Annotated in this window: 11 protein-coding genes; 3 read left to right on the top strand and 8 right to left on the bottom strand. The window is 47.1% G+C overall.

What is annotated here, in order from left to right:
* Nucleotides 1–13 precede the first annotated feature (13 nt).
* Entirely contained in the window at nt 14–487 is a 474-nt protein-coding gene (locus LRL21_RS29305) for a MarR family winged helix-turn-helix transcriptional regulator (protein ID WP_420832499.1), read from the bottom strand.
* A gap of 137 nt (nt 488–624) precedes the next feature.
* Between LRL21_RS29305 and LRL21_RS29300 the strand changes: the two genes are divergently transcribed.
* Nucleotides 625–1,122, top strand: a complete 498-nt coding sequence (locus tag LRL21_RS29300) for an ester cyclase (RefSeq protein ID WP_240419311.1) — start codon at nt 625–627, stop codon at nt 1,120–1,122.
* A gap of 169 nt (nt 1,123–1,291) precedes the next feature.
* A complete protein-coding gene (locus LRL21_RS29295; protein ID WP_240419310.1) occupies nt 1,292–2,752 on the top strand; it encodes a PstS family phosphate ABC transporter substrate-binding protein in 1,461 nt (486 codons plus the stop codon).
* 180 nt (nt 2,753–2,932) lie between these two features.
* On the opposite strand, the gene LRL21_RS29290 is transcribed toward LRL21_RS29295, so the two are convergent.
* A complete protein-coding gene (locus tag LRL21_RS29290; RefSeq protein WP_240419309.1) occupies nt 2,933–4,081 on the bottom strand; it encodes a Gfo/Idh/MocA family protein in 1,149 nt (382 codons plus the stop codon).
* Nucleotides 4,082–4,416: 335 nt separating this feature from the next.
* On the opposite strand from LRL21_RS29290, the gene LRL21_RS29285 reads away from it, so the two are divergent.
* Nucleotides 4,417–4,809 carry a small multi-drug export protein gene (locus LRL21_RS29285; RefSeq protein ID WP_240419308.1) on the top strand — a complete coding sequence of 131 codons (393 nt, stop codon included), beginning with the start codon at nt 4,417–4,419 and terminating at the stop codon, nt 4,807–4,809.
* Nucleotides 4,810–4,916: 107 nt separating this feature from the next.
* On the opposite strand, the gene LRL21_RS29280 is transcribed toward LRL21_RS29285, so the two are convergent.
* The 6 genes from LRL21_RS29280 to LRL21_RS29255 form a co-directional block, all read right to left on the bottom strand.
* Entirely contained in the window at nt 4,917–6,599 is a 1,683-nt protein-coding gene (locus LRL21_RS29280) for a putative polysaccharide biosynthesis protein (RefSeq protein WP_240419307.1), read from the bottom strand.
* Between the two features lie 70 nt (nt 6,600–6,669).
* Nucleotides 6,670–7,149 (bottom strand): DUF456 domain-containing protein, encoded by a 480-nt coding sequence (locus LRL21_RS29275; protein WP_240419306.1) that lies wholly within the window; start codon nt 7,147–7,149, stop codon nt 6,670–6,672.
* A 37-nt stretch (nt 7,150–7,186) separates the two neighbouring features.
* Complete coding sequence (locus tag LRL21_RS29270; RefSeq protein ID WP_240419305.1) at nt 7,187–7,930, bottom strand: Cof-type HAD-IIB family hydrolase; 744 nt, start codon at nt 7,928–7,930, stop codon at nt 7,187–7,189.
* A 19-nt stretch (nt 7,931–7,949) separates the two neighbouring features.
* Entirely contained in the window at nt 7,950–9,827 is a 1,878-nt protein-coding gene (asnB, locus tag LRL21_RS29265; protein ID WP_240419304.1) for an asparagine synthase (glutamine-hydrolyzing), read from the bottom strand.
* Nucleotides 9,828–9,983: 156 nt separating this feature from the next.
* On the bottom strand, nt 9,984–12,020 hold the full coding sequence (locus LRL21_RS29260; protein ID WP_240419303.1) for a peptidoglycan D,D-transpeptidase FtsI family protein: 2,037 nt from the start codon (nt 12,018–12,020) through the stop codon (nt 9,984–9,986).
* Nucleotides 12,021–12,050: 30 nt separating this feature from the next.
* Nucleotides 12,051–13,211, bottom strand: a complete 1,161-nt coding sequence (locus LRL21_RS29255) for a transglutaminase domain-containing protein (protein ID WP_240419302.1) — start codon at nt 13,209–13,211, stop codon at nt 12,051–12,053.
* Nucleotides 13,212–13,226 lie beyond the last annotated feature (15 nt).

Raw genomic sequence — 13,226 nt, 5'->3', positions numbered from 1 at the left:
TTTTCTGGAGTAATTACCAAACCGGACGAAACCGCAGTGGACTGCTCTCATCACTGACGCTGTGGACCAAGCTGCGCAAATCCGCCTTAAGCATATTCATTCTTTCCTCACCTACGATAGCCGCATAACGCTGCTCAATGCTTATAAAAATCTCTTCCGTATTTCGGATACATGACCACCCCCGCTCAGTGAGTATAACAAGCTTCCCCCTGCCATCAAGCGGATGCGGCTTGCGTTCTATATAATCATGCTGCTCCAAATAATCAATCATTTGACTGGCTGCTTGCTTCGTAACACCAAGATGCTCCGCGATTTCGTTGCCGGTAGCTCCCTTGGCTGCAATTCGTTGAAACAAAAACCCGTGAACTGGGCGCACATCATCAAAGCCTTTTTTGGCTAATTGTCTATGCAGATCATCCGTTATCGCGCTGAATGACAGCCCAAGCAGGATCGTTAACTCATAGCTTCCGGTTGGTTGATTCATCATGGGTAAAACCTCCCTAGATAGTCAATTTAGTTGACAATATTTCCAAACTATTATAACATATAAATTAGTCAATTTAATTGACTATATGGACCAAGACCGATCATTTCGAGCTTTGGTCACAACAAGGAGGTTATTGTATGACAACATCAGCACCCAAAACGAAGGAGCAAGCCAACATCGAGCTTGTACGAGATTTTATCGAAGCCTTTTGGAATCAGCAGAAGCTTGACTGTATGGAGACTGTATTGACCGCAGATTATATCGATCACGCCTATCAACCGCAAACCGTGAATGGCCTTAAACAGATGGCTATTGTGCTGAATACCGCATTTCCGGATCAACACAGCACCATTAATGAGATTATCGCTCAAGGGGATAAGGTTATGGTTCGGATGACTATGCGCGGCACACATCTGGGAGAATTTCGCGGAACTGCACCTACCGGTAATCGGATCGAAGCGAATATTTATCGGGAATATGTAATCAGGGATGGTCAGATCGCCGAACATTGGGCTTTATTCGATACAGCAGCGCTTTTACGACAAATTGGTGCCCAGCTCAGCTTTGATAATGCTTGTAAAATAAGAAAAGCTTCTGATCGAAGCCTATTCGGTGAAGATACATTCGTGTTTTAAATGTAGCTTTTCTTGCAATATCAGAATTTTCAGCTCCGCTGAAAACTTATACATTCTGATATTATCAAAAAGAATTAAATCATCCGAGTGCAGGAAATAACCTTCGTAAGTGGAATAAGTTGAACATCATGACAGGATTCGTATTTGTATAGAAAAGAGGTCCGATCACATGATTCCAACCGATCCTTCCACTCCTGAGGGCAATAGGCAATCTGCTCAATCACCTGCACAAGACTGGATGCTCATTATCTTCTCATTGCTGGGCTGGGGCAGCATAACATTTGTTCTTTATCTCGTTGCAAGCATTGGAACCCTTGTATTCACTGAATCTTCGGTTGTATCTTGGCTGCAAACAGATAACTTGAGCGATGGTAGTCTGGCTGTTCTTCATGGGACGATCCTCTCCGTTATTGCAGCTGTATTCATCAGCTATGGGCTGTTTCTCGCTGCTGTCAACAAGGAATCCGCTCGATGGCTTGCTTTTGCTTCGCTGCCAGTGCTCGTTGTAGGTGTGTATTTGTGGTACTCCTGCTACCGTAACAGTTCCCCGATGGATGGCTTTGAAGGAAATACCTGGTTCATTTATTTTATTTACGTTTCGTGGGCAACCCCTGGCTTCGACTACATTCGACATTACGTGCCTGGCAGCTGGATGCCTTTTATCGGATTGTCCGCTTCCTTCCTGCCTACTCTATGCGGCATATTGGGTACGTCACTTTATTCCTTCACATCTTCATGGTCCTGGTCCCGAATCAACACCTTGATCTCCATCATCGTCTTTCCTTGTTGTATGGCTCTCTGCTTCTGTGTTTCCTTACTAATCCCAAGCTTTGCCGAATTTACGAAGCAGTCATACCCCAAAGTAGACGGAGCAACAGCCGCTATCCACCTTGGACAAGAGCTGGCACATCAGCTTGAAGGAATGAATCGTCCCAAAACGGAACGTGCCGTCAGCTTCAACACAACCCACAATGCTTATGTCAATCTGATTAGCAAAAAAGCCGATCTTATTCTGGTTGCCGGACCGTCGGATGAGGAGCTGCTGCTGGCCAAGGAGAGCGGGGTCGTTTTGAAGCTGACGCCTATTGGTAAAGATGCTTTTATTTTTCTCGTTCATCACAACAACCCCATTGAGTCGCTTACAATCCAGCAAATTCAAGCCATTTATTCAGGAACCATTCATAATTGGCAGGAGGTTGGCGGTAACGACGAGGCAATCACCTCTTTTCAAAGAGAGCCTAACTCAGGAAGCCAAACCTACATGGAAACCAAGGTGATGAAGGGTCATTCCTTAATTACAGCGGCAAGGGAACACAAAATTACCGGAATGGGCGGCATGATTGATAAGGTGGCTGAATATAAGAATGCCAACAATGCGATCGGGTACTCATTTTATTATTACGCCAATGAAATGCACCGCCGCCAAGGAGTGAAGTTCTTAAAGCTCAATGGCATTGAAAGCAATAAGGACAACATACGCAATGGCAGCTATCCGTTAACGGCAGTTCTCTATGCTGTCACTCGTGATGAAGAGTCTCAGGAGGACTCAACCTCACGCATGCTCAGCTGGCTTCTAAGCGCCAAGGGAGCTGCTGCTATCGAAAAGAGCGGGTTTATACCAATCCGGTGAATAAGTCATTGACAGAGCAAATTACGTCGTTGTGCAAAAGGTCAAATCCGTATCGCACTTCCCCAGCTTATGCAAACAAATGAAGCCTCCACCCCACTAAGACAGTGGATCTGGAGGCTTCATTATGATAGTCGATTGGAGGAGCTTCTTCGTTCGTTCCCATCACTAGAATGGCTCATTTTACCCGTCTACAGATACCCACTGTCGGCTGCGGCTTGATTTCTCGACGGCCTCCAGCACCATCTGATTCTGAAGCCCATCGGCAAAGCTCGGTTGAGGACAGCGACCTGTAGCAATGCCATTTAAAAACTCACGCATTAAGCCCAAAAAGGTATGCTCATAACCTATATTGTGGCCGGGCGCCCAATAAATGTTCCCATAAGGATGCTCCATTTCCGTACAAGTGATCGTTCGAAAGCCTTGCAGACCCGGCTCATCATCCTTTAAATATACTTCCAATACGTTCATGTTTTCCAAATCCCAGCGTATCGAGCCGCGTTCGCCATTGATTTCAAAACGATTGCCATTGCGGTTGCCACCAGCAAAGCGCGTAGCCTCAAATGTTCCGATCGCCCCATTCTTAAAGCGGGCTATAAATGCGGAGGCATCATCGACGTCAACCTCACCCATCTCCGTTACTTTCTCCGGGGCTTCCTGTTCAGGCAGCGGTCGGGCACCAATAAAGGTTTCCAGCGTGCCCACTACCTCGTCGATATCTCCGACAAGAAAACGCGCCAAATCAATCATATGCGAGGCTAAGTCACCATGACTGCCAGAGCCGCTCTCCTCCTTGCGCATCCGCCATTCAAGCGGACTGTCAGGGTCCATAAGCCAATCCTGTAAATACAAGCCTCTGAAGTGATAAATGCGGCCAAGGCGACCTTCACGTATGAGCTTCTTGGCAAATTGTACAGCCGGTGAGAAGCGATAATTATGACAAATCATATGAACCTTGCCTGATTTGCGAGCGGCTGCCAGCATTTGCTTGGCCTCATCTACACTAATCGCCAGCGGCTTTTCGCACAATACATGTTTCCCAGCTTCCAAAGCGGCAATCGCGATTTCTGCATGTGTATGGTTAGGGGTTACAATATCGATGACATCAATATCATCCCGCTGAATCAAGGCTCGCCAATCATTTTCATGAGAGGCCCAGCCCAGCTTGTCAGCCGCTGCGTTAACGCCATCCTCATCCCGACCAGAGATCGCCTGCATGACAGGGACGGCCGGCAGATCGAAAAAAAACGGCAGGTCACGATAAGCATGACTATGTGCTTTGCCCATAAATTTATACCCAACCAATCCGATTCTTATTTGTTGATCACCCATATCAACCATCCCTTCCTATGAATCCATTTGGTTTGTAACAAACCGGTCACGTAAAGCTCGCTACTATATTATTTGTCCATTTTGAGCCTTTTTGACTCAAAAGAAGCAGATGACTGCCTATAGATCTATCGGTTAATCCGGCAAAGTTGGTCCATTTTCGTGCAAATCGTCATATGATCTGCTAAAATTAACTGTCCAATACAAGGGAATCATACGAGACCAATCGGTGGCTTGTACGTATGTGTAAATAGGGGAAGCAAGAATCAAATTGACATGGGAAGTGGGTGAGATTTGTGAATCAAATTTTTTCGTGGATTTCTGTCCTGGGTTCCGGCATGTTAGAGCTATGGCTGGCAATTCCATTAGGATTTACTCTACAACTCCATCCGGTCACAACAGGTATATTAAGCGGACTCGGATCATGGCTCAGCGCGTTGATCATTATATTTTTTGGGAGTTCCCTGCGGGAATGGTTGATACGGCGTTTTCAGAAAAACAAAAATGGAAAAAACAGCCGCATGGGCCGTATCTGGAATCGTTATGGGATTATCGGACTCGGTTTCTTATCACCTTTGCTAACAGGCTCTCCACTGGGAGCCGCAATCGGGATTTCGTTCAACGCTGAGCCCCGCAAACTGCTGCTGTGGATGGGTGTTGGCATCATCTTCTGGAGTGCCGTACTGACAACTGCCGCAGCCTATGGCTTGATGCTCATTATGCCAAGTTAAACAGTCGTGGCTGATTACATCGTACTGAAAGCTGAACATTATGAAGGATCTTGTCACCACAACAGGTTCCTTTTTTTGTTACCAAAGAAAAAAGCACTGACGCGGAGTCAATGCTTACTGCTGCTTCTATTCATCAGCTTCGGGGCTACCCGACCCACCAAACGTTGAATAGGACGCGGCATTTGGTGTAAATCCGAAACACTTACTGTTTTGGTTAACATCAGCAGTACAGGATAGGCTCCCGCCGTAACTGCACACAAGATAAAGGCCTGAATAAAGGGAGCCAAACGAGGCTGGCTGTAAGGCCCGATATATGCATGAACAATACTGCTTAGTCCAATGCCAATGAGCACGATCAGTAGCGTCGTCACCGCCACACCCAACCAGCGGCGAGCGCCCAGTACGAGAAACGTAACTTCTTTGCGGAGCACCCACAAATTGAGCACGGTCATCGCTATAAAACAAAGACAAGTAGCCGCGATAATTCCATAAATCCCAAGCCAAGGCGCAAGCGCCAGGCTGGCCAACAGCTTGATGGCAATACCTGCTATTACGTGCAGGACGAGAGGACGCATTTTACCCATCCCCATCAATACAGCACCGGAGGTTTGCATGACAATCTGAAATATCGAGCTGATCGTTAATACGATGATCATCGGTGCCGCATACGTATCAACGATAGCGGAATGCTGTAAGTTACCAAAAATAAAACCGTTTAAGGGACCTGCTGCCAAGCAAATAACAAGCACCATCGGTAAACCACTTAAAATCGATAGCTGCATCACCTTACCCGTCTGTTCGCCTACCTGTACCATATCTTTTTTGGAATATGCGGAAGAAATGATCGGCACCACCGACTGGCTGAGCGCTATCGCCAATATGATAGGTATCCCCGCCAGTGATTGGGCACGCCCGACCAGTATTCCAAGTATCTCCTGCGCACTGGCTTCTCCGATCTGATCCTTCAAGAGCAAGGTCACAATCGAGGAATCAATCGTATATACCAAAGTAACGGTTAAGGAAAAGATGACGATAGGTATCGATAGCTTGAACAGCTGCCCATAAATCGTTTTGAACGCAAGCGGACTTGAAGCTGTCTTAGTCTCCAACTGAGAGGCACCTGCTTGCTCCGATCGCCCTAAACCTTCCGAACGATCATTGCGACGCAGTCTGAGCGCATAATAAATCATGACCGCTACCGCCGCCAGACTGCCGATTACTCCTCCGAATGAAGCACCTGCAACAGCCCAATCCAAGCTATGCGCGAGCAATAAGTAAGCCAGCAGGACTGATGCAGCGACACGGAATATTTGCTCTACAATTTGTGATAAACCATTAGGCATCATCATCCGTCTGCCTTGAAAATAGCCGCGCATAATGGCAATTAACGGAAACAGCAGCAGCGCAGGCGCTAAGGTACGAATCGGCAGCGCTGCCTGCGGATTCAATGTCATATTAGCGTAATAAGGCGCAAAAACGTAGAGGAATACGGTCATGACCACTCCCGCCCCTACAGCGAACGCTATGGCAGCACGATAAATACGACCTGCTTCCGCATAAAGCCCAAGCTCCGTCCGTTCGGAAATCATTTTACTGAGCGCACTTGGAATACCTGCTGTCGCAACAACCAGCAGCATCGAGTAGATGTTAAAGGCGATTCCATAGCTCGCCATCCCGATGTCTCCCAATAAAGCAATTAGCGGAACCCTCTGAACAACACCAAGTGCTCTTGCAACAAGCGCAGCCAAGGTTAAGATGAGCGTTCCTTTTACCAGTGAATCCTTTGCCACTTTTGTTCCCTACTCCCTGCCTGATTGCCTGTATACTCGTCAGCCTGCCGAATCAGGCTTGAACGTATCCTTACAGCACCCAAATAAAAAATAATATGATCATTAAAGCCTGCAAAACCACTTTCACCACAACACTTGAAAGCAATCCGATCAGAGCACCAAGGCCGGCCCGGAATGCCTGCTTGGTTTCTGTACCTATGATAAGTTCTCCGATAACGGCCCCGAGAAACGGGCCCACGATTAAACCAACGACAGGAATGACAAAAGGACCCACAATCAAACCGATCATACTCCCGATGACAGAAGCCTTATTCCCGCCAAACCTCTTCACCCCGAGCGCGCTGACCGCATAATCTGCAACAATCAAACCTACGAAAATCGTCGATTGAATGACCCAAAACCATATACCGAAGGGCTCAAAGCTGACCATCCAGCCATACACAAAAAATGCCGCAAAAATCGCTATCGCGCCCGGAAAAATCGGATAAACGGCGCCGATCATGCCGATTATAAACAAGAGAATGACGATAATCCAAGCCGTTATAAGCATGGGTGGAAACCTCCTGTGAGCTGCTTACTTCGCATACTTAAGATAAAATATATTGCTCAATAATCCGTGCCACACCGTGCTCCTCATTGCTTGTTGTGATTACATCTGCCAGCGCTTTGACCTCTTCCTGTGCGTTGCCCATCGCGACACCCAGTCCGCACTCGCGAATCATCGAAATATCATTCTGGCTGTCTCCCATCGCTATTACCTGCGACATGTCATAGCCGAACATTTCACATACTTGTCGGACACCGCTCGCTTTATGAATTCCTTTGGGATTTAACTCCAGGTTCGCCGGATGCGAATTTGTAATCTCAAACACGCCCCATGAATCCAGCTTGGTACGAATAGCCTGCAGACAGGCAGCATCCTCATAATAATACCCAAACTTCAGCCATTGTCTGGCATCCACCTGCTCTACCCATCGTTCCTTATTATAAATATCACCAACCGCATAAGCCCAAAACCACGTATCATATTCAATCGCCAGTGCATGCATTTCTTTGATAAGAGCAGGCTCCAGCAGTGCGCGGCTGTGCAGCTTGCCTGGTGCTGACCAGACCTCGCCTCCATTTACGGTAACAATCGGTGCTTCCAGCTTTAAGTCCTCAATATAAGCTTCCACATTCTGAATCCCTCGTCCGGTTGCGAACATTACCTTGATTCCGGCCTGCTCGGCAGCCTGGATCGCTGCACGGTTTTCCGCGGATACTTTTTTATCCTCCGTCAGCAAGGTTCCATCCATGTCCAAAGCAATAAGCTTGTAATTTCCCTTATTCATGCGTTCAAGTCCCCTCTCTCTACAGTGCCGCGGCTACAGAAGGCTTAGGCAGGTCCTGCATATACGTTACATGCCATAAGGCAAACATATAGACGGTCCACAAACGTCTTGCATAATCACCTTGTCCACTCTGGTGTTTGGCTACCATGTTACGAATCGTACCCATGTTAATGTAATCCTCAATACCGCTGGCTTCAATCTGCTCCAGCATCACTTTGCCCTGATTGCCTTTCAGCCAATCACGCATCGGTACCGGAAATCCAAGCTTCGGACGGTTAAGAATAAAATCAGGAATGATCCCTTCCATCGCTTTGCGGAAAATGTATTTGGTCGTGCCTTCCGCTATTCGATAACGTGCCGGGATTTTACGAGCGACCTCATACAGCTCTACATCCAGAAAAGGCACACGCAGCTCCAGCGAATGGGCCATCGTCATTTTATCAGCTTTCATCAAAATATCGCCCGGCAGCCACAGATTCATATCGATATATTGCATCCGTGTGACCGGATCCTGATGTCTTGTTTTGGCATAGTACTGTTCAGCAATCTGCCATGGGTTACGGTAGCTGCGCAGCATTTCCTGATCCATGCGCACAACCTCAGATTTCATATCCTCCGTGAAAATCTTCGCATTTCCCAGAAATCTCTGTTCCAGCGGTGTCGTACCACGAAGCACAAAGTTTCTCCCGTATACCCCATGAGGCAGCATTCTTGCCACAGCGTGCAGCATCCGCTTCAAGCCCATTGGCAGACGGTCAAGCGAACGCAGCGAATTCGGTTCATTATAAATTCGGTAACCGCCAAACAGCTCGTCCGCACCTTCACCGGATAGAACAACGGTAACCTGTTCGCGTGCCAGCTGCGCAACATGATACAAAGCGATAGCCGAAGGATCAGCTACCGGCTCATCCTGATGCCACACCGCCTTGGGCAGCACATCGAAAAAATCCTTTTGCGTAATAATTTTCGAAAAATGCTCGGTATCCAACGCTTTTGCTGTCTGACGGGCAATTTCGGTTTCATTGTTGGCACCCTCAAAGCCGACGGAAAACGTGCGGATCGGCTCAATCGAACGCATGTGAGTGGCTATTGCCGTAGAATCAATGCCACTGGACAAGAAACAGCCGCGCTCAACATCACTTTGCATATGATGAATAACGGAATCCTTCAAGCCTTCGCGAATCTGCTCGACATAATCCTCAAAAGCACGTTCTTCAGGCTCAAACATCGGGTCCCAGTAACGACTGATCTCCATCTGTCCATCATAACTGATGGAAATATAATGTCCTGGTGGCAGCTTTTGAATATCATTAAACATGGTATCCGGCTCCGGTACGTATTGAAAGGTCAAATAATTAAGCAAGCTCTCCGTACGTATGGAGCGGTCCATGCCGCCTGCAGCCAGCAAGCTTTTAATTTCCGATCCAAACAAAAACTGCCTGCTGTTCTTGAAATAATAAAAGGGCTTGATCCCAAAATGATCACGAGCACCAAACAGACGCTTCTTTTTGCGATCCCAGATCACAAATCCAAACATCCCGCGAAGATGCTTCACACATTCCTCCCCGAACTCCTCGTACATATGAACGATAACCTCGGTATCACTATGTGTTTTGAACACATGCCCCTTCTCTTGAAGCGAGCTGCGTAAATATTTATAATTATAAATCTCCCCGTTAAAAACAATCCATACCGTATCGTCCTCATTGGACAGAGGCTGGTGACCTTCCTTAATGTCAATTATGGACAGCCGGCGAAAGCCCAGTCCAATCCGGTTCTCACCCCAAAATCCAAAATCATTGGGCCCGCGATGCACGATACAATCCGTCATTGCTTTCAGCATCGATTGAGACGGTTCCCTATCTTCAAAATACATTGCTCCGGTAATCCCGCACATGTCTTCATTTCCTCCTCAAGTGTACAACGGCAACGTTAACTATCATTCGATTTATTCGATATTTTAGTATAGCATATTCTTAGCAAAATCCGTAAGGTTACACCAAAAGAACCCGCCCATGACAGACAGGTTCTGTGAACATGTATACACGCGTAGCTATGGCGCTCCCGCTGTGCCTTTGGCCCCTTTGGGCACACCATCCAAGCCATAATACTGATCATAGGCATCAAAAATTTTGCGTGCAATCGGAGCGGCATTCCACGAGCCAAAGCCACCTTCAGGAACTACGACAGCGATCGCAAGCTTTGGTTTATCTACTGGAGCGAACGCAATAAATACGGCATTATCAATCAGCTTGCCTCCTACGGATTGTGTAGAGGTTCCTGTTTTACGGGCATAAGGATATGGAAATCCGTCAAAGCCTGTTACAAACACCTTTTCCATCCCTTTAATGACCGAATCCCAATACGGTTTGGGGAAGGTAGTTTCCTCCATCACGACAGGCTCCATCGTCTGCACCGGTTGACCTTCATAGGTTTCGATTTTATCAACTAGAAGCGGCTTCATCTTCTTGCCTCTGCTTGCGAGGGTAGCGGCATATTGGGCCATCTGCATCGTTGTATATTTTTCATTCTGACCCCATGAAGCAAATACCATTCTGGATTGCATCGATTCCTTCTCATTCGTTTTAAACTCGCTGATACCCGCATTTTCTCTTGGCAAGCCGCTGCCACTGGTCACACCGAGACCGAATTTGTTTAGATACGATTCCCAAATATCAGCAGATTGGCTTCCATACTTTTGATGCAGCTTATAGCCAACCATCGCTGACATGAACGTATTGGAGGAATGCCAGATCGCATCGGCAGCATTAATATACCCATAGGAAGCCCTGTCAGAATTCGTCAGCTTCGATCCATTGTCCTTACCATACGTATACTCACCCGTGTCATTATAAAGCGTGTCAACTCCAAACAGCCCTTCATTTAATCCAATCAACACGGATAACGGCTTAATGATCGATCCGACATATACAACCGAGGTTGGATGATTTTTGAGCTCGGCTGGCGGATAATCCGGAAAGGCGCTTGTAATCGTACCATTATTAATAAAAGGCTGGATCCGGTTGTACTCGCTGGTCAACACAACCCCGTTCCATATGTTAGGATCATAATCCGGCATGCTGGCCATCGTCACGACCTTGCCTGTTTCCACTTCTATTGCGACTGCATAACCAGCCCTTGCATTCGGGGCGGAAGCAGAACGATTGGACGTTGACTTGGCAGCCGCGAGCTGATCGATAATGGCCTGCTCGGCAACCTCCTGAACATTTTTGTTAATCGTTAAATACAAATTGTTTCCTTTTTCAGGAGCCTTGACCGACACTTTGCCGATAATTTTTTGCGAGGCATTCACCGGGTATGTTTTAGATCCATTTTTACCGCGGAGCTCCTCCTGATACATAAGCTCGATACCGTCATATCCGACATACTCGGTGTCTAGATAGCCTTTGGTATTATCTTTGTTCTTATAGAAGGGCAGCCCATTGTTCGGCTCTCTTGCCGTGGAAAAGGGTCTCATATATCCGATCAGCTGCGCTGCAATGGGACCGTTGTCGTAAGTACGAATACTTTCCTCCATAATCTCAAGCCATTTCAATTCATCTCGGCGTTCCAGTATATATGCGATTTCATCATTAGATAAGCCGGATTTGAGCCGCCGGGGAACAAAGGAGTAGCTCGGAGCTGTCGTCGTATTCTTGTCCAGATCGTAACCGACATCCATCTCCTTAATGATTTCAGCTGCACCCAGCACATTATTGGGCGGAGTCCCATGCTCCTTGAATATTTCCTCTAATTTACGGGCGAGCGTAATGACATCGTCTTTCTTTTGATCGGATTCCATACGGAAATATAGCGATTGGGTTGACGAGGTAAAAGCGAGCGGCGCCCCGCCCCGATCATAGATATTGCCACGAATCGGACCTATCGGTGTATCCATCTTGGTGGTATTGGCTTCTTCCGCCTTCAGCTGGCTGCCTTCAACAAACTGCAGTACGGCAAGTCTGACAATCAGAATGGAAAAAAAGAAAAACGTGCAGAAAAAGATCAGATTAACCCTAAATGTAAAGTGACTTCTCTTGGCTGCTTCCTGCTGATGGGGGTCATCGTTAGCTTTTTTGTTACCAAACATGCTTACAACTCCTTTGTAATGCGTACAACCTTAAACTTCCCTGATATGCGTCTGATTAAAATTCGGCGGATTAAACCAGTTACCGCCGCTGGATACCCAGGTAGAATCGAGTGGTACCCACTTGCTGCTATCGTTTAAATATACCTCGTTCCATGCGTGAGGTCCATATCCACCACGACCATCATAGCCAAGCCCTGTAACAACTTTGACCTCTAAACCGATCGAACGGGCCATCACGGCATACAGTCTGGAATAATCAATACAAACGCCTTTTCTTGTTGCATACGTTTCCTCCGGCGTCTGCTCCTTCCAGATTTTTTGCTGCTCATAGAGGTTAACCTTGTCCCAATCATACGTCACTCTAGTGCCAATCCATTTATATAACAGCTTCGCTTTTTCCTCGTCAGTTGTACCTTTCAGCGTTACCTCTTTGGCCGCTTCCGCTATGCCGGAAGGGATTTGTGCATCCAGCACAACATACTTTCTTTGTAAAATATTATTGACTTCCGCCTCGAACTTTCTGGTAAATACAGGAAGCTGATTGGTCAAAAAATCGCCTGCTACGGGCTTGATAACTGCCGTTGCCCCTTCCTGATACAGAGTGGAGGCTTGTATATACGGGGTCATCTCGGTTTGCGGCAAAAAGGTCGTGTAAATAAAGAGCGCTGCTACTATGAGCAGCGAACGGCCGAGACCGGATAAGGTACCTATGATTCCGCCCAGCACACTGCTAATTATACCCGGTCGTTTGGCTCTGGCATGTCTTGACTCTCCCTGAATCTGATCCCTTCCCCAATGGCCAAAGAACGGATGGATCATCCGGTAGATGATCTGTTTAATTATGGCATAACCAATGATGAATAGAATGCCTAGCCGCAGCAGTGGAAAATCTCGAACCGATGTAACGACCGTGTAATAAAATTGCTCAAATAGACCAAGCTCCTTGGAAGGAATCACAATATTGAGCTCAACCAGCCATCCTTGGACATATGGCGAGGCCCAGGAGGACAACCACCAGGACAGCACAATGCCAACCACAATTGCAGCGCCTTCTGCAGCCATCAGCACCAAGTGACGAGCAGAGGAAGACGCGCCTCGAATCATCCCCTGAATGACCGAAAAGACCAGCGTTCCTGCAATAAGCACAGTGATCCAATTGATGGAACTGATTTGGTTGATTGTCGATGCCATTGCTTCAACTCCTAA

The organism is Paenibacillus periandrae, from assembly GCF_022458865.1.
GTDB lineage: Bacteria > Bacillota > Bacilli > Paenibacillales > NBRC-103111 > Paenibacillus_S > Paenibacillus_S periandrae.
This window is presented reverse-complemented; position numbering and strand designations above follow the sequence as displayed.